This window comes from Nonomuraea sp. NPDC050663, assembly GCF_044456985.1.
Taxonomy (GTDB): domain Bacteria; phylum Actinomycetota; class Actinomycetes; order Streptosporangiales; family Streptosporangiaceae; genus Nonomuraea.
Genome location: NZ_JBITGL010000015.1, coordinates 96,617 through 112,870, shown reverse-complemented (window position 1 = coordinate 112,870; position 16,254 = coordinate 96,617). Strand labels below are relative to the sequence as shown.

The following is a 16,254-nucleotide window of genomic DNA, read 5'->3' as shown; positions in this document are numbered from 1 at the left end:
CAGACCTACGGCTTTACCGACGTCCAGCGGAGTCGTACGGACCCCGCTGTCCCCGTCGTCAGTGGGCGGGCTCGGACTCCGGCTCGTGCGAGGAGGCCGGGGGGATGTCGTCGCGCGACGAAGACCCTCCCAGCTCCTTGGTCAGCCTCTCCACGTCGAGATCGTGGTGGGCATACTTCAGCTCACGAGCGACCTTCGTCTGCTTCGCCTTCGCTCTTCCTCGGCCCATGGCTACTCCCTCGTCCCGTCCGTCATCCTAGCCAACGCCGTTACGACTTGAAGAATTATGCAAGTCGCTATATTACACTGTCGTCATGCCCGTTCCGCTGTACCAGGCCAAGGCAGATTTCTTCAGGACTCTCGGGCATCCAGCCCGGATTCAGGTCCTGGAGCTCTTGCAGAAGGGGCCACTGCCGGTCCGGGATCTCCTGGCGGAGATCGAGATCGAGGCGTCGAGCCTCTCCCAGCAACTGGCCGTCCTGCGCCGCGCGGGAATCGTCAGCGCAAGCCGTGAAGCCGGGAGCGTCGTCTACGCCCTGTCCAGTCCAGACGTGGCCCACCTCCTGACGGACGCGCGCCGGATACTCACCGACATGTTGGTGGACCAGGAAGAGCTGTTGGCGGAGTTGCGGGCGGAAGCCCGAAGTTAATCGTTAATCGGCGATCCAGGAGCCGTGGAAACCGGCCGGCACCCTGCGCGGCAGCCGTACGGTCGCGACGGTCTCCAACCCCGCGGCCTCCTGCACCAGCAGGCGGTCGTCGACGATCGACATCAGCCAGCCGTCGTCCTCGGCACGCGCGTCGAACGCGGGCACGAACACGGCCTCTCCGGCGTGCCCGCCGACCGGCGCGGCCAGGCTGGCGCCCGATTCGATGTCGTACTTCACGACCTCTCCCTCGGTGACCGCGTACAGGTAGCGGCTGGAGCGGCCCAGCCGGTCCTCGTTGAAGGTCGGGAACTCGACGGCGCGGTCGTCGAGCTGCCGCTCGGTGGCCCGGCCCGTCGCCAGGTCGAGGGTCCAGCGGTGGAGCGACGCGCCGACCAGGTGCGCGGCCGGGTTGCGCTCGCCGCCGATCTGCTCCCAGGTGCTGTTGAACGACTCGGGCGTGTAGCGCACGCCGTCGAGCACGACGCGCCCCGAGGCGTCCTCGCGGGCGTTGCCCACGTGGAAGACGTAGCAGGGGTCGACGTCGAACCAGGTGACCTCGCCGGTGCGCTTCATGACGCCCAGGCGCGCGCCGTAGGAGTCGTTCCAGCTGTACGGCATGGTCCTGCCGATTTTGTCGAAGTCGAAGACGACCGGCAGGTCGAGCCAGATCACGTAGTTCTCGGTGACCGCGAAGTCGTGCATCATCGTCGGCCCCGGCACGTCGATGACCCGGCTCTCCACGAGCTCGCCCTTGGCGTCAAGGCGGTGGTAGGTCAGGTACGGCGGCCCGAAGCCGTACCCGAAGAAGTGCAGCTCCCCGTCGAGCTCCTTGGGGTGGGCGGTCATGCCGCTGGTGGTGAGGCGCCCGCCGAAGTCGCAGGCGCCCACCGTGTTCAGCTCGCGGTCCAACTCGTACGGCAGGCCGACCTCGACCAGGGCGAGGATCTTGTCGGCGTGGTGGATGACGTGGGTGTTGGCCTGCACGGCGCTCCGGTCGAAGCCCTTGTCGGTGAGGAAGGCGGCGCCGTCGGTGAACAGGTTCGTCCTGACCCAGCGGTTGCGGTACCACTCGGCGCGGCCGTCGCGGATGCGGACGCCGTGGATCATGCCGTGGCCGGTGAACCAGTGCCCCGGATCCTCACCGGGCCGGGGGTTGGGGCCGTTGCGGAAGTAGCGGCCCGAGAGCTCTTCGGGGAGCGTGCCCTCGACGGTCAGGTCGACGGCGCTGATCTCGTCGGGGACGGGAGCGAGGTGGCCTTCCAGGTATGCGTTCACGACACGAACCAACCTTCCTATGTAGACATGTCAAAACTAGAACGTCCTCCGACGATGTGTCAATATAGGAATATGAGTCTCCGACACGGACTGCTCGGGCTGCTGGCAGAAGGCCCCGCGAGCGGCTACGACCTCCTCAAGAGCTTCGAGATCTCCCTCGCCAACGTGTGGCCGGCCACGCAGAGCCAGCTCTACACCGAGCTGAACAAGCTCGCCGGCTCCGGGCTGATCGAAGTCGTCGCCGAGGGCGCGCGCGGGCGCAAGGAGTACGGCATCACCGAGTCGGGACTCGCGGAGCTGCGCCACTGGATGACCGAGGTGCCGCCCCAGCAGGTGCATCGCAGCGACATGCTGCTGCGGGTGTTCTTCCTCGGCCAGATCACCGGCCCGGCGGCCCGCTCCTACCTGCGCCACCTGGGCGAGGTCGCGGCCAAGGGGCTCGAGGAGCTGGAGGGCATCCAGGAGTTCGTCGAGTCGGGCACGGAGAACCTGTCGGTCTACGGCAGGCTCGCGCTTGAGTACGGCCTTCGCCTGCACAGAACCCAGGTGGAGTGGGCCCAGTGGGCCGAGGAGCAGATCCGTTAGGCTCTTCCGCATGGTTTCCGAGCTGTTCGACCCCAAGGCCTGGACCGACGTCGAGGGCTTCGATTTCACCGACATCACCTACCACCGGGCGGTCGACCAGGGGACCGTGCGCATCGCCTTCAACCGGCCCGAGGTGCGCAACGCCTTCCGCCCCCAGACCGTCGACGAGCTGTATCGCGCCTTCGACCACGCGCGCCAGCAGACCGACGTCGGCGTCGTGCTGCTGACCGGCAACGGTCCCTCGCCGAAGGACGGAGGCTGGGCCTTCTGCTCCGGCGGCGACCAGCGCATCCGCGGCAAGGACGGCTACCAGTACGCCGACGGCTCCGCCTCCACCGGCCGCCTGCACATCCTCGAGGTGCAGCGGCTCATCCGGTTCATGGGCAAGGTCGTCATCTGCGTGGTGCCGGGCTGGGCGGCGGGCGGCGGCCACTCGCTGCACGTCGTCGCCGACCTGACGCTGGCCTCGCGCGAGCACGCGCAGTTCAAGCAGACCGACGCCGACGTGGCCTCCTTCGACGGCGGCTTCGGCTCGGCCTACCTCGCCCGCCAGGTCGGGCAGAAGTTCGCCCGCGAGATCTTCTTCCTCGGCGACACCTACTCCGCGGACGACGCCCACCGCATGGGCATGGTCAACGCCGTGGTCGACCACGCCGACCTGGAGAAGGTCGCGCTGGAATGGGCAGGCAAGATCAACGCCAAGTCGCCCACCGCCCAGCGCATGCTGAAGTTCGCCTTCAACCTCATCGACGACGGGCTCGTCGGACAGCAGGTGTTCGCCGGCGAGGCGACCCGCCTGGCCTACATGACCGACGAGGCGGCCGAGGGACGCGACTCCTTCCTGCAGAAGCGCGAGCCCGACTGGTCGCCCTACCCCTGGCACTTCTGATGATCGTCGTCCCGCCCCGGCTCGCGGAGTACCACCTCAAGTACGCCCACGAGTCCGGGCCCGACTGGACCGCCGCGCTGCCACGGCTCGTCACCGAGTTCGTCTCCGCGTGGGACCTGCGCCTCGACGGCGAGCCCATGCACGGCGTGGTCTCCCTGGTCGTCCCGGTCCTCCAGGCCGACGGCACGCGGGCCATGCTCAAGCTGCAGCCGGCCACCGACGAGGGCGTCACCGAGGCCCCCGGCCTCAGCGCCTGGGACGGCGACGGGATCGTGCGTCTGCTCAAGACCGCGACCGTGCCGTCGGGCGCGCGCTTCGAGGCCAACGCGCTGCTGCTCGAAGCCCTCGAAGGCGACCGGTCCCTGGAGCACCACCCCGACGTCTACGAGGCGCTCGAGATCCTGAGCACCCTGCTCGCCCGGCTCGTCGCCCACCAGGCGCCCGAGGGGCTGCGCCGCCTGGCCGACATCGCCGGCGCCATGCTGGAGGAGACCGACCGGGTCATCGGCCAGGTCGACCCCGAGACCAGGTGGCTGCTCGACCGGTGCGCGGGAGCCGTACGAGAGCTGATCGACGAGCCGGGCGACCGGCTGCTCCACTGGGACCTGCACTTCGACAACGTGCTCGCCGCCTCACGCGAGCCGTGGCTGGCGATCGATCCCAAGCCGCTGGCGGGCGATCCCGGCTTCGAGTTGTTGCCCGCTCTGACCAATCGGTACGAGGGGCCGGACGAGGCGCTCAAGCGGTTCGACCTGATGACCTCGCTCGTGGGGCTCGACCGGGCCAGGGCCGCGGGCTGGACCCTCGGCCGGGTGCTTCAGAACACGTTGTGGGACATCGAAGACGGCGAGCCCACTCCCGGTGAGGAGGGGCTCGCCATCGTGCGGGTGCTGGCTCAGCGCCAGTAGGCGGGGTTGCGGGGCGCTCAGCGCCAGGAGGCCGGGTAGCGGTGGGCACCGCGCATCACCTTGCCGAGCACCACCCCGCCCGCGATCACGACCACGCTCGCCGGGAGCACCGGGTTGAGGATGAAGAGCGGGTCTGGATCGGTCAGGCCGATCAGCGCCGCGGTGGCCGCCGCCGGCGGGTGCGGCGCCCTGGCCAGCATCATCGGGGCGATCGACAGGCCCGCCGCCACGGCCGCGGCCCAGACCGACGGACCCATGACCGCGGTGATCACCAGGGCCAGCGCGGTGGCGCTCAGCTGCCCGACGAGGATGCTCCTCGGCTGGGCGAAGGGGGCCTGGGGAGCCACCGCCACGATCGCCGCGCTGGCGGCGAAGGGCAGCGCGAACAGCTCCAGACCCGTGGTGGCGGTGATGGCGGCCAGGAGCAGCAGGCCCGCCAGGGCCGCACCGGTCGTGGCCGCCACGGCGCGGACGTTCACCGCGGCCCCGGGCTGCGCGGAGACCTTGGTGTTCATCGTTCCTCCAGGCCGTGCAGGAAGTCGCGGATCAGGGCGGCGCTCTCGGCCAGGCGCGTGGTGAGCGGGAAGTGTCCTGCGTCGAGCAGGTGGACGGCGGCGTCGGGCAGGTCGCGGGTGAAGGCCCTGGCGCCGTCGGGCCCGAAGATCTCGTCGCCCTCACCCCAGGCGGCCAGCAGCGGCGGCCGGTGGGTGCGCAGGTACTCCTGCCAGAGCGGGTAGAGCGGCGGGTTGGTGCCGTAGTCGAGGAAGAGCTTGAGCTGGACCTCCTGGTTGCCCGGCCGGTCGAGGAGCGCCTGGTCGTGCAGGGCGAGCGAGGGGTCGACGCGGTCCGGGTCGGGGACGCCGTGGGTGTACTGCCACTGGGTGGCGTCCCTGGTGAGCAGCCCGCGCAGCGGCTCGCCCTGAGTCGGGTCGGCCCAGTAGGCGCGGATCGGGTCCCAGAACGGGGTGAGCCCCTCGTCGTAGGCGTTGCCGTTCTGCGTGATGATGCCGGTCACTCGCTCGGGGTGGCGCAGGGCCAGGCGGAAGCCGACGGGCGCGCCGTAGTCGTGCACGTAGATCGCGTAGCGGGTGAGCCCAAGGGTGTCGACGAGCTTGTCCACCACGTCGGTCAGGTGATCGAAGGTGTAGTCCCACTCCTCCACCGAGGGCGCCGAGCTGTGCCCGAAGCCGGGGTAGTCGGGCGCGACCAGATGGAAGTCGCCGGCGAGCTCGTCGATCAGCGTGCGGTAGGCGATCGACGAGGTCGGGAAGCCGTGCAGCAGGAGCAATGTGGGCGCGGAGGGGTCTCCGGCCTCGCGGTAGAAGATCTCAAGCCCGTCGATCTTGGCGAAGCGGTGTTCCATGTCGTTAACCTTCTAAAGCAGTTTCAGTGGTTAATGAGGACTGTAGTGATCTCCGGTTAACCTGTCAACACCATTTAGAAGGTTAGAATGAGAGGCATGAGCAGACCACTGATCGGAGAGCCGCTCCCCCTGGACCTGGTGAACACGTGGTGGAACTGGCAGGGAGCCCGCGTCGACCACTTCGACGACCTGCGCAACGTGCGGGCCTGGCTCGACGAGCACGGCCTCCCGGCCGACGACGACCTGGAGCGGGCGCGCGAGCGGCTGGTCGAGAGCCGTACGGCGATGCGGAAGGCGCTTGCAGGCGACGAGGATTCACTCAACTCGATCCTGCGACACGGCTCCAGGCGCCCGCTGCTCAGGGCGGGCGTGGTGACCGAGGAGGTCATCGTGGACGATCCGGCCTGGCGGGCGGCCTGGATCGCGGCGGCCGGCCTGGCGCGTCTGGTCGGCGAGCGGGGAGAGCGGGTGCGCAAGTGCGCCAACCCCGAATGCGTGTTGTGGTTCGACGACGTCAGCAAGAACGGGCGGCGCCGGTGGTGCTCGATGGAGACATGTGGCAATCGCGCCAAGGTCAACCGCTACAACCGGCGACATTCTTGAGATCATCGCTGTGATTGACCGAGCTGAGCCGCGGGTAAGTAGCAAAAGCCCCCGACAGGTGCGTCCGGTCGGGGGCGCCAATCAGGGGCTCGTCAGCAGGCGCACGCGATGCCCGAGACCGGGGCGGTCAGGGCGTCGATCGGGTGGCGCGTGACACCGCTCAGGGTCTCGACGGGAAAGCCCTCGCGCGCCCAGTACTCAAAGCCGCCGATCATCTCCTTGACCCGGTAACCCAGCTTGGCGAACTCCAGCGCGGCGCGGGTGGCGCCGTTGCAGCCGGGACCCCAGCAGTAGGTGACCACGGTGACGTCGCGCGGGATCTCGGCCGCCGCGCGGGTGGCGATCTCGCGGGTGGGCAGGTGCACGGCACCCTCGACGTGGCCCTGGTTCCAGCTCTCCTGGCTGCGCGAGTCGATCACGATGACGTCCTTCACGCCCTCGGCCAGGTCGGCGGCGACGTCCGAGACGTCGGTCTCGAAGGCCAGGCGGGCGGCGAAGTGCGCCAGGGCGGCGGCGTTGTCGGCGGCGGGAGTGGCGGTGACGGCGGACATCGGTGCTTCCCTTCTTGATGTCCGCTCGTTCCCGGACATCTCATTCGGTCGATGTCCTTCATCCTGCCGATCGGCGTCCACGCGCAGGAGTGGCGTGAACGCCTTCCATCGACAACATCACGCCACGGTGATGACGATCTTCCCCCGGCCGTGGCCCGTCTCGATCTCGCGGTGGGCGTCGGCCGCGCGCTCCAGCGGATACGCCCGCCGTACGTGGAAGGTGAACTCGCCGTCGGCGACCAGCTGCGCGTAGCGGCCCAGGCGTACGGCGGTCCGCACACCCTGCGTGGTCATGACGCCGAGCTGCGCCGCCCTGCCGTGATCGACCAGCGTGACGATCCTGGCGGGATCCGCCACGAGCTCGACGGACAGGTCCAGGGCCTGTCCCCCGGCGCCGTCGACGACCGCGTCGATGGGGCCCAGCGCCGCCAGCCGCTCGCGCAGGCCCTCGCCGTACTCGACCGGGATCGCCCCCAGCTCGCGCAGGAAGTCGTGGTTCTCCGGGCGGGCCGTGCCGATCACCCGCGCACCCCGCCGCCGCGCGATCTGCACCGCGGCGTGTCCCACGGAACCGGCGGCGCCGTGGATCAGGAGCGTCTCCCCCTCCTTGAGCCCGATGGTGTCGAGCGCGATCTCCGCGGTCTGCACCCCCGCGGTCAGCCCGCCCGCGATCTCCCACGCGAGCCCGGCGGGCTTGGGCGCGACCTGGTCGGCGCCGACCACCACGTACTCGGCATACCCGCCCAGCTGGGTGAAACCGAGCACCTCCGTGCCGATCGGGATGGTGTCGGACTGGTCGACGACACCTGCGAACTCGTTTCCCGGGATGCGGGGCAGCTCGTCGCCGATGCCCGGCGGGACCCATCCCGCGCGCACCGCCGTGTCGTACGGCTGTGCGCCGGCGGCCTTCACCCGCACCCTGACCTGCCCCGGGCCGGCCTCAGGGGTCGGCAGTTCCATGACTTCCAACACGTCCGGCGACCCTGGGGTCGCGAATGCCGCAGCTCTCATGTCTTCGACGATGCAACCTCAAGTGCGGTCGAGGTCAACTCGATAGCAAGTCGGCTGCAATGCCAGCTCAGATACTGAAAAACGATGGTTAACGGGGATATAGTCGGCACTCCGCTTTACGGGGTATTTACGGGGAGCCGATGAGCGACTTCATCGACGCTACGCTGGCGTTCCCAGCGGTCATCTTCACGTTCCTGCTCGTGGTCGTGATCGGTTACTGGATCGTCGTGGTGACCGGCCTGACCCACCTTGACGAGGACCTGGCCTGGCTGGGCCTGAGCGGCGTGCCCGCCGGGGTCACGCTGTCGCTGCTGATCGCCCTCGCGTGGTTCTTCAGCCTCGCGGGAGGCACCTTCGTCGACAGCACGCCCCTGCGCGTGGGCGTGCTCGTGCTGGCCGTGGCGGCCTCGTGGTTCGTCACCAAACTGCTGGTCAAGCCGCTGCGGCGGCTGGCACCCGCCGCCTCGCCCTCCCGCCACGACTTCGTCGGCATGCCGTGCGTGGTGCGCACCGGCCTGGCCGGCAACAGCTTCGGGCAGGCCGAGGTCACCGCCGCCGACGGCTCCACCGCGGTCGTCCAGGTGCGCACCACCGGCGCCGACGTGCTCAAGCGCGGCGACAAGGCCCTCATCTTCGACTACGACGCGGGCGGCGAGTTCTACTACGTCATGCCCGACGAAAGGGTTTCCTGATGGACGTCATCTCCACCGGCTTCGGCGTCCTGCTGGCCGTGGTCCTCATCGTGATCATCGGTCTGCTGATCGTGATCAGCCGCCTGTTCAAGAAGGTCGAGCAGGGCAAGGCGCTCGTCATCTCGAAGATCAACAAGGTCGACGTGACCTTCACCGGCGCCGTCGTCTTCCCCGTCTTCCACCGCGCCGAGATCATGGACATCTCGGTCAAGACGATGGAGATCGAACGCTCCGGCCGCGAGGGCCTGATCTGCCGCGACAACATCAGGGCCGACATCCGCATCACCTTCTTCGTCCGCGTCAACAAGACCGCCGAAGACGTCATCAAGGTCGCCCAGGCCATCGGCACCGAGCGGGCCAGCAACGAGACCACCCTGCAGGAGCTGTTCAACGCCAAGTTCTCCGAGGCGCTGAAGACCGCCGGCAAGCACCTCGACTTCGTGGACCTCTACACCAAGCGCGACGAGTTCCGCGACGAGATCATCCGGATCATCGGCACCGACCTCAACGGCTACATCCTCGAGGACGCCGCGATCGACTACCTGGAGCAGACCTCGCTGATCCAGCTCGACAAGAGCAACATCCTCGACGCCCAGGGCATCCGCAAGATCACCGAGCTGACGGCCCTGGAGCACGTGCGCACCAACGAGTTCACGCGCAACGAGGAGAAGGAGATCACCCGCCAGAACGTCGAGGCGCGCGAGGCCATCCTGGAGCTGGAGCGCCGCCAGGCCGACGCGGAGCTGAAGCAGAAGCGCGAGATCGAGACGCTCAGGGCCCGCGAAGAGGCGGAGATCTTCCGCGTCCAGGCCGAGGAGCGCCTGCGCGCCCAGTCGGCCGCGCTCAAGACCGACGAGCAGCTCGGCGTCCAGAACGAGAACCGCGCCCGCGAGGTCGCGGTGGCCGAGAAGAACCGCGAGCGGGTCATCGCCATCGAGTCCGAGCGCATCGAGAAGGACCGCATGCTGGAGGTCATCTCGCGCGAGCGGGAGACCGAGCTGTCGCGCATCGCCAAGGACAAGGAGGTCGAGACGGAGAAGCGCTCGATCGCCGAGGTGATCCGCGAGCGCATCGTGGTCGAGAAGACCGTGGCCGAGCAGGAAGAGGGCATCAAGAAGCTGCGCGCACTCGAAGAGGCCGAGCGGCTGCGGCAGACCACGATCATCGCCGCCGAGGCCGAGGCCCAGGAGAACCTGGTCAAGGACATCAAGGCCGCCGAGGCCGCGGAGGCCGCCTCGAAGTTCAAGGCCCGCGAGGAGATCGTGCTCGCCGAGGCCCGCCAGCAGGCCGCCGACCTCGAAGCCCGCGCCAAGATCCGTCTCGCCGAGGGCGTCCAGGCGTCCGCCGCCGCGGAAGGCCTGGCCAAGGTGCAGGTGCGCGAGCGCGACGCGGAGGCGATCGAGAAGGTCGGCCGCGCCGAAGCCCTCGTCCTGTCCGAGAAGCTGCGCGCCGAGGCCGACGGCGCCCGCGCCATGGCCCTGGCCCAGGGCGACAGGCTCAAGGCCCAGGCCGACGGCGAGACCGCGCTGGCCGGCGCCCTCGCCTCCAAGCTGAAGGCCGAAGCCGAAGGCGCCGCCGCCATGGCGGTTGCCCAGGCCTCCGCGGTGGGCGAGAAGCTCAAGGCCGAGGCAGAAGGTCTCACCGAGAAGGCCGCCGCGATGGCCGCGCTCGACGACGCCTCCCGCGCCCACGAGGAGTACCGCCTGCGGCTGGAGGCGTCCAAGGACGTCGAGCTCAAGCGCATCGACGTGCAGCGCCAGGTCGCCGAGTCGCAGGCCTCCGTGGTCGCCGCAGGTCTGGCCAAGGCCAACATCGACATCGTCGGCGGCGAATCGACGTTCTTCGACCGGATCGTCGGCTCGATCACCGCGGGCAAGGCCGTCGACGGGTTCGTCGGGCACTCCACCGTCGCCTCCTCGCTCGCCGAGCCGTACCTCAACGGGTCGGCCAGCCTGACCGCCGACCTCGGGCGCATCCTCAGCGGGGTGTCGACCGACGACCTGAAGAACCTGACCATCTCGGCGCTGCTGCTGAAGCTCATCCAGGGCGGCGGGCCCGACACCGGCAAGCTCAACGAGCTGCTGGAGACGGCCAGGCGGCTCGGCGTGGCCGAGTCCCCCGTGGCGGCGCTGACGGCGGCGAGAAACTGATCCGAGGCGGGCGTACGGCGGAGCGGACCGCTTCGCCGTACGCGATCTCTGTTAGCCCGGCCACGGCGACGGCTGCTGTCAGCCCGGCCACGAGAAGGACAGGACGATGACCGAGACGACCGGCCTCGAGGCGGGCACCTACGAGGTGCTCAGGAACCGCCTGCTCGCCCAGTCGAATGAACTGGCCCAGGCGGCGGAGAGCCTCAACACCCAGCGCCTGGAGGTCTTCGGCGGGTCGGAGCTCACGCTCATCGGCACCGAGCGCCTTCGCACCGAGAACAACTGCGTCCCGAGGGACATCGTCTCGCTCGGCGACGTGATGTTGTTCGGCTACAACGTCTTCATCGGCCTGAAGTCCGAGACGTCCGTCAACGACGTGTTCTCTGTCCACAGGTTCACCCGGGAGGGCTCGGCGTTCAGGTTCGAGGCGGCAGAGTTGGCGTCGCTCAACGACCCCGTCTTCGGTAAGGACTTCGCCGAGTTGTACCGCTACTACAAGGAGACCAGGCTCACCCAGCTCCGCCGGGTGGAGGGCAAGCTGCTGGCCGTCTTCCAGACCGGTCCCAGCGACACGCGCGTGCTCCGATGGAGCGTCGACACCGCCGGGGTGCCGACCTACGAAGACGCCCGCGGCGAGCGCGACCACGTCATGCCGCCGTCCCACGACTTCGAGTGGATCCCGACCACCCGCGACGACCACATCCTCGGCCGCCATCCCCACATCGCGATCGGCAACGAGGTGTTCGTCGAGACGGTCGGCGGCGACCTGACGATCAAGATCGAGGACAACACCGAGTCGGGCGAGGGCATCTACACCGAGCCCGTCAACGAGCCCCTGCAGTCGCTCGCCGACGCCGACGTCGAATACGCCCGCATCGGCCCGCTCCTCCTGCTGCGCATCAAGCCCTACAAGGAGACCGTCTGGCGCCACCTGGTCTTCAACACCCGCACCAAGAGCGTCACCAGGCTCGACGGCATCGGCCAGGCCTGCCAGCGGCTGCCCGAGGACCAGGGCCTGATCTTCCCCGGCGGCTACTACCTGTCCACCGGCATCAGCAAGACCTTCGACACCGACGTCACCGACCTCGAGTTCGAGCGCGTCATCCGCTCGCCCAACGGCGAGGACGCGCTCTACGTCTTCCACGCGCGCGGCGACGGCAGGTCGCTGCTGCTGCCCTACAACGTGATCCGCAAGGAGGTGGCCAACCCGATCCCGTGCCACGGCTTCTCGCTGTTCGACGACGGCACGATGATCGTCTTTCGGGCCACCTCCGACGAGCCGACCCGCGTGCACCCGATGCAGGTCTGGCAGACCCCCTACGTCTCCGACACCTACGCCGCCGCCCAGCCCACCGGCGCCGGGCCGCTGGAGCGCATCGGCAACGCCGAGCTGGTGCGTGGCATCTCCGACGCGCTGTCCGTGTCGCGCATGGCCGACGAGATGGCCGCCTCAGAGGCGATGTTCGAGGCGCTCATCGCCGCCTGCACCCGCGCCGCCGACCACTACCACTGGCTCGGCGAACACGGCCTGCGCGAGCCGCTGGCCGAGGTGCGCGCCACCGCCGAGCAGGTGCTCGACGAGTTCGAGAAGGTCGAGCAGCTCACCGCGCAGGCCGAGCGGGCGCTGCGCGAGGCCTCCGACGAGACCGTCACGCTGGTCCGCCAGGCGCGGGGCGACACACCCGGCTCCGCCGACGCGTGGGTCGCCTCGCTCGCCTCGCTGCGCCGCGCCCAAGGGCGGCTGGTCGGGCTGCGCGAGGTCCGCTACATCGACGCCACCCGGCTCGACGAGCTCGCCGCCGAGCTGGCGTCCGAGCTGAAGTCCGTCGGCGAACGCGCCGTCTCCTTCCTGCGGGGCGCCGACGCCTTCACCGGCTACCACGCCGCCGTCGAGCAGCTCGCCGCCGAGGCCGGGGCGATCACCACCGTGTCGCAGTCGGCCCCCGTCGTCGAGAAACTCGCCGTCCAGTCGGAAGGGCTGGAGGTCGTCACCGAGGTCGTCGGCTCGCTCGACATCGCCGACGCCACCGTCCGCACCTCCATCCTGGCCCGCATCGCCGAGGTGATCGCCGGGGTCAACCGCGCGCGTGCCATCCTCGACGGCCGCCGCCGCGAGCTGATGACCGTCGAGGGCCGCGCCGCCTTCGCCGCCGAGTTCGCCCTGCTCGGCCAGGCCGTCACCGGCGCGCTGGCCATGTCCGAGACCCCCGAGCGCTGCGACGAGCAGCTCGGCAAGCTCATGCTGCAGCTGGAGACCCTCGAGTCCCGCTTCGGCGAGCTCGACGACTTCTCCGCCCAGCTCGCCGACAAGCGCGACGACGTCTACGAGGCGTTCTCCGCGCGCAAGCAGACCCTGCTCGACGAGCGCACCCGCCGCACCGACCGGCTCTTCACCTCGGCCTCACGCATCCTGGCCAGCGTCTCGCGCCGCGTCTCCACGCTCGGCTCGCTCGACGACGTCAACACCTACTTCGCCACCGACCCCATGATCACCAAGCTCCGCTCGGTGTCGTCCGAGCTGCGCGAGCTGGGCGACAGCGTGCGCGCCGAAGAGCTCGACGGCCGCATCAAGGCCGCCCAGCAGGAAGCCGGCCGCGCCCTGCGCGACCGGCTCGACCTGTTCACCGACGGCGGCGAGACCCTGCGCCTCGGACGCCACCGATTCGCGGTCAACACCCAGCCCATCGACCTCACGCTCGTGCCCCACGACGGGGCGATGCACTTCTCCATCACCGGCACCGACTACCGCTCCCCCGCCCCCGCGACCTTCGCCGACACCCGCCCCTTCTGGGACCAGCTCCTCGTCTCCGAGACGCCCGCCGTCTACCGCGGCGAACACCTGGCCGCCGCCCTCCTCGCCACCGCCCGCCCCGACGACGACCTCCCCGCGCTCGTACGGCAGGCGGCGGAGTCGCGCTACGACGAGGGATACGAGCGGGGAGTGCACGACCACGACGCGGCGCTGATCCTCGACGCGCTCGTACGGCTCACGTCGGGGGCTGGGTTGTTGCGCTTCCCGTCGAGGGCTCGGGCCGCGGCGCAGCTGTATTGGGCTTATGGGGTGGACGAGGTTTCACGTAAAACAATCGCCGTGCGCGCCTCGTCGTTGGCGCGGGCTCGGGGGTTGTTCGGCGGGTCGGGCGGGGTTGAGGCATTGAGCGGGGAGTTGGGGGGTGCGATCGCCCGGTTCTTGGCGGGTGTCGGCTCGGACCACACCCGCTCGGACCGTACCCGCTCGGATCAGGGAGCACCGTTCGGCGGGCAGGCACTCACCGCTACCAGCCCCCCAGCGACGACCCCGTCACCGTCACCCAGCGGCCACCCCACGGGCTTCACCGCCACCGCCGACTCCGGCACCGCCACCCCCGACACCGGCACCACCACCGAAACCGGCACCACCGGCACCAGCACTCCCGCCGCCGGCACCACCGCCACTAGCGCCACGTCCACCACCGACACCACCACCGACACCGGCACGGGCATCGGCACGGGCATCGGCACCGGCACCGGCACCGGGTTCGCCCCCGGCAGCCGCCCCATGCAGCCGCACCCCGCCGCCCACCACCCAGCCTCGCCCACAGCCAGCGGCCACTTCCCGGCATCGTCCTCCGGCGGCCACCTCCCCACGCCTGGTGCGGGCGCGGCGATGAGCTCGGCCACCGGCGGTCCCTCACCATCCAGCTCGGCCACCGGCGGTCCCTCACCATCCAGCTCGGCCGCCACCGGTCCCTCACCATCCGGCGCGGTGGGCGCGCACGCAAGCTCCCCCATCCCCCAAGCCCCGAGCTCCACCAACGGTCACCACGGCGCGAGCTCCCACACCCCCGACGACCGAACCGTCGCCGACCTGGCCGCGGCTCTCGGGGTCGACGGGGCGACGGCGGCGCTCGCGGGCGAGTACCTCGTCGAGGAGCTGGCCGCCACCCCTGCCGGCTTCGTCACCAGCGCCGCCGCCCGGGCCCTGGTCGAGCGCTTCCACCAGGCACTCGGCCCCGACAAGGCCAAGGAGTTCCAGGCCGACCTCCATCAGCTCGCCCTGCCGTACAGGGTCCAGCTCGCCCAGGCCTGGTTGGAGGCGTTCGAGCAGGCGCCGGAGCTGCCCGAGGCGCTGGCGCTCCTGCTGTGCGACGTGCCGCGCTACGACTCCGGCGCCACCCTGACCGCCACCATCGAAGGGCTGCTCGGCACCCATCCCCGCATCTCCGAGCGCAAGCTGGAGGTCAGGCTCGACGAGATCCTGCCCAGGACCAAGGCCTTCCGCGACGAGCGGGTGCCCGCCTACCGGGCCTACCAGAAGCGCCGCAACGAGCTGGTCCAGGTCGAGAAGGACAGGCTGCGGCTCGAGGAGTACAAGCCCAAGGTCATGAGCGCCTTCGTGCGCAACCGGCTGCTCGACGAGGTCTACCTGCCGCTCATCGGCGACAACCTCGCCAAGCAGCTCGGCGCGGCCGGGGAGGGCAAGCGCACTGACCAGATGGGCCTCCTGCTGCTCATCTCACCGCCCGGCTACGGCAAGACGACGCTCATGGAGTACGTCGCCAGCCGTCTCGGCCTGCTCTTCGTCAAGGTCAACGGCCCGGCGCTCGGTCATGACGTCACCTCGCTCGACCCCGCCGAGGCGCCCAACGCCACCGCCCGCCAGGAGGTCGAGAAGATCTCCTTCGCGCTGGAGTCGGGCAACAACACGCTGCTCTACCTCGACGACATCCAGCACACCTCGCCCGAGCTGCTGCAGAAGTTCATCTCGCTGTGTGACGCCCAGCGGCGTATCGAGGGCGTGTGGAACGGCCGCACCCGCACCTACGACCTGCGGGGCAAGCGCTTCGCCGTGTGCATGGCGGGCAACCCGTACACCGAGTCGGGGCAGCGTTTCCGCATCCCCGACATGCTCTCCAACCGCGCCGACGTGTGGAACCTCGGCGACGTGCTCAGCGGCAGGGAGGAGCTGTTCGCGCTGAGCTACGTTGACAACGCCCTGACCTCCAACCCGGTGCTCGCCCCGCTGTCCACCCGCGACCGGGGCGACGTGGAGCTGCTGGTCCGGCTGGCACGCGGCGACTCGTCGGTCCGTGCCGACCAGCTCACGCACCCGTACTCCAAGGTCGAGCTGGAGCAGGTCCTCGCCGTCCTGCGCAAGCTGATCAGGGTGCAGGAGGTGGTGCTCGCCAACAACCGGGCCTACATCGCCTCGGCCGCCCAGTCCGACGATGCGCGCACCGAGCCTCCGTACAAGTTGCAAGGGTCGTACCGGAACATGAACAAGCTCGCCGAGCGCATCGTCCCCGCGATGAACGACGCCGAGCTGGAGGCGGTCATCTCCGACCACTACTTGGGTGAGGCGCAGACGTTGACGACGGACGCGGAGTCGAACCTGCTGAAGCTGGCCGAGCTGCGGGGCGTGCTGACCGCCGAGCAGGAGGCGCGATGGAGGGACGTCAAGCAGGCGTTCCTGCGCACTCGGGCGCTGGGCGGGGCGGAGGACGATCCGGTGACGCGGGCAGTGGGGGCGATCGGGCTGCTCGCCGACCGGGTGAGCGAAGTGGGTACGGCGATTCGGGGAAGCTGACCCCTTCGACC

The 16,254-nt window shown here is 69.7% G+C and carries 14 protein-coding genes; 8 read left to right on the top strand and 6 right to left on the bottom strand.

All coding sequences use genetic code 11. The features are described 5' to 3' along the window. Window positions 1-58: 58 nt before the first annotated feature. Complete coding sequence (locus tag ACIBH1_RS36040; RefSeq protein ID WP_181610705.1) at window positions 59-229, bottom strand: DUF3073 domain-containing protein; 171 nt, start codon at window positions 227-229, stop codon at window positions 59-61. 85 nt (window positions 230-314) lie between these two features. On the opposite strand from ACIBH1_RS36040, the gene ACIBH1_RS36035 reads away from it, so the two are divergent. Then, entirely contained in the window at window positions 315-650 is a 336-nt protein-coding gene (locus tag ACIBH1_RS36035; RefSeq protein WP_181610704.1) for a helix-turn-helix transcriptional regulator, read from the top strand. Window positions 651-653: 3 nt separating this feature from the next. Here the strand turns inward: ACIBH1_RS36035 and ACIBH1_RS36030 are convergent, their stop codons facing one another. Further along, window positions 654-1,925: a carotenoid oxygenase family protein gene (locus ACIBH1_RS36030; protein WP_397318493.1), complete on the bottom strand. Its 1,272-nt coding sequence runs from the start codon at window positions 1,923-1,925 to the stop codon at window positions 654-656. Window positions 1,926-1,997: 72 nt separating this feature from the next. On the opposite strand from ACIBH1_RS36030, the gene ACIBH1_RS36025 reads away from it, so the two are divergent. Genes ACIBH1_RS36025 through ACIBH1_RS36015 form a run of 3 tightly spaced genes read left to right on the top strand, consistent with a single transcriptional unit; the run spans window position 1,998 to window position 4,307 of the window. Next, entirely contained in the window at window positions 1,998-2,510 is a 513-nt protein-coding gene (locus ACIBH1_RS36025; RefSeq protein WP_397318492.1) for a PadR family transcriptional regulator, read from the top strand. A 10-nt stretch (window positions 2,511-2,520) separates the two neighbouring features. Next, on the top strand, window positions 2,521-3,399 hold the full coding sequence (locus tag ACIBH1_RS36020; RefSeq protein ID WP_397318491.1) for a 1,4-dihydroxy-2-naphthoyl-CoA synthase: 879 nt from the start codon (window positions 2,521-2,523) through the stop codon (window positions 3,397-3,399). Next, a complete protein-coding gene (locus ACIBH1_RS36015) occupies window positions 3,399-4,307 on the top strand; it encodes an aminoglycoside phosphotransferase family protein (RefSeq protein WP_397318490.1) in 909 nt (302 codons plus the stop codon). Before ACIBH1_RS36020 ends, ACIBH1_RS36015 begins: the two co-directional genes overlap by 1 nt. 17 nt (window positions 4,308-4,324) lie before the next feature. Here ACIBH1_RS36015 and ACIBH1_RS36010 read toward each other — a convergent pair whose 3' ends face one another. Both ACIBH1_RS36010 and ACIBH1_RS36005 read right to left on the bottom strand, forming a co-directional pair. Then, window positions 4,325-4,822, bottom strand: coding sequence for an HPP family protein (locus tag ACIBH1_RS36010; protein ID WP_397318489.1), 498 nt, complete (start codon window positions 4,820-4,822; stop codon window positions 4,325-4,327). After that, window positions 4,819-5,670 carry an alpha/beta fold hydrolase gene (locus ACIBH1_RS36005; RefSeq protein ID WP_397318488.1) on the bottom strand — a complete coding sequence of 284 codons (852 nt, stop codon included), beginning with the start codon at window positions 5,668-5,670 and terminating at the stop codon, window positions 4,819-4,821. The genes ACIBH1_RS36010 and ACIBH1_RS36005 overlap by 4 nt, the downstream gene beginning before the upstream one ends. A gap of 96 nt (window positions 5,671-5,766) precedes the next feature. On the opposite strand from ACIBH1_RS36005, the gene ACIBH1_RS36000 reads away from it, so the two are divergent. Beyond that, a complete protein-coding gene (locus ACIBH1_RS36000) occupies window positions 5,767-6,273 on the top strand; it encodes a CGNR zinc finger domain-containing protein (RefSeq protein ID WP_397318487.1) in 507 nt (168 codons plus the stop codon). A 92-nt stretch (window positions 6,274-6,365) separates the two neighbouring features. On the opposite strand, the gene ACIBH1_RS35995 is transcribed toward ACIBH1_RS36000, so the two are convergent. Further along, window positions 6,366-6,824, bottom strand: coding sequence for a rhodanese-like domain-containing protein (locus ACIBH1_RS35995; RefSeq protein WP_397318486.1), 459 nt, complete (start codon window positions 6,822-6,824; stop codon window positions 6,366-6,368). A gap of 117 nt (window positions 6,825-6,941) precedes the next feature. Next, the gene (locus ACIBH1_RS35990; protein ID WP_397318485.1) at window positions 6,942-7,835 is read right to left on the bottom strand and encodes an NADP-dependent oxidoreductase; all 894 of its coding nucleotides are present in this window, start codon (window positions 7,833-7,835) and stop codon (window positions 6,942-6,944) included. Between the two features lie 140 nt (window positions 7,836-7,975). Between ACIBH1_RS35990 and ACIBH1_RS35985 the strand changes: the two genes are divergently transcribed. The 3 genes from ACIBH1_RS35985 to ACIBH1_RS35975 all read left to right on the top strand — a co-directional run bounded on the left by ACIBH1_RS35985 (window position 7,976) and on the right by ACIBH1_RS35975 (window position 16,243). Beyond that, entirely contained in the window at window positions 7,976-8,527 is a 552-nt protein-coding gene (locus ACIBH1_RS35985) for a hypothetical protein (protein WP_397318484.1), read from the top strand. Further along, window positions 8,527-10,677: a flotillin family protein gene (locus ACIBH1_RS35980; RefSeq protein ID WP_397318483.1), complete on the top strand. Its 2,151-nt coding sequence runs from the start codon at window positions 8,527-8,529 to the stop codon at window positions 10,675-10,677. Before ACIBH1_RS35985 ends, ACIBH1_RS35980 begins: the two co-directional genes overlap by 1 nt. A 106-nt stretch (window positions 10,678-10,783) precedes the next feature. Beyond that, entirely contained in the window at window positions 10,784-16,243 is a 5,460-nt protein-coding gene (locus tag ACIBH1_RS35975; protein WP_397318482.1) for a DNA repair ATPase, read from the top strand. The last annotated feature ends 11 nt before the right edge of the window (window positions 16,244-16,254 follow it).

What these genes read in the sequence shown, in the direction of transcription:
- ACIBH1_RS36040 (WP_181610705.1), bottom strand. Translation starts at nt 229, where the DNA reads ATGGGCCGAGGAAGAGCGAAGGCGAAGCAGACGAAGGTCGCTCGTGAG.
- ACIBH1_RS36035 (WP_181610704.1), top strand. Translation starts at nt 315, where the DNA reads ATGCCCGTTCCGCTGTACCAGGCCAAGGCAGATTTCTTCAGGACTCTC.
- ACIBH1_RS36025 (WP_397318492.1), top strand. Translation starts at nt 1,998, where the DNA reads ATGAGTCTCCGACACGGACTGCTCGGGCTGCTGGCAGAAGGCCCCGCG.
- ACIBH1_RS36020 (WP_397318491.1), top strand. Translation starts at nt 2,521, where the DNA reads ATGGTTTCCGAGCTGTTCGACCCCAAGGCCTGGACCGACGTCGAGGGC.
- ACIBH1_RS36015 (WP_397318490.1), top strand. Translation starts at nt 3,399, where the DNA reads ATGATCGTCGTCCCGCCCCGGCTCGCGGAGTACCACCTCAAGTACGCC.
- ACIBH1_RS36010 (WP_397318489.1), bottom strand. Translation starts at nt 4,822, where the DNA reads ATGAACACCAAGGTCTCCGCGCAGCCCGGGGCCGCGGTGAACGTCCGC.
- ACIBH1_RS36005 (WP_397318488.1), bottom strand. Translation starts at nt 5,670, where the DNA reads ATGGAACACCGCTTCGCCAAGATCGACGGGCTTGAGATCTTCTACCGC.
- ACIBH1_RS36000 (WP_397318487.1), top strand. Translation starts at nt 5,767, where the DNA reads ATGAGCAGACCACTGATCGGAGAGCCGCTCCCCCTGGACCTGGTGAAC.
- ACIBH1_RS35995 (WP_397318486.1), bottom strand. Translation starts at nt 6,824, where the DNA reads ATGTCCGCCGTCACCGCCACTCCCGCCGCCGACAACGCCGCCGCCCTG.
- ACIBH1_RS35990 (WP_397318485.1), bottom strand. Translation starts at nt 7,835, where the DNA reads ATGAGAGCTGCGGCATTCGCGACCCCAGGGTCGCCGGACGTGTTGGAA.
- ACIBH1_RS35985 (WP_397318484.1), top strand. Translation starts at nt 7,976, where the DNA reads ATGAGCGACTTCATCGACGCTACGCTGGCGTTCCCAGCGGTCATCTTC.
- ACIBH1_RS35980 (WP_397318483.1), top strand. Translation starts at nt 8,527, where the DNA reads ATGGACGTCATCTCCACCGGCTTCGGCGTCCTGCTGGCCGTGGTCCTC.
- ACIBH1_RS35975 (WP_397318482.1), top strand. Translation starts at nt 10,784, where the DNA reads ATGACCGAGACGACCGGCCTCGAGGCGGGCACCTACGAGGTGCTCAGG.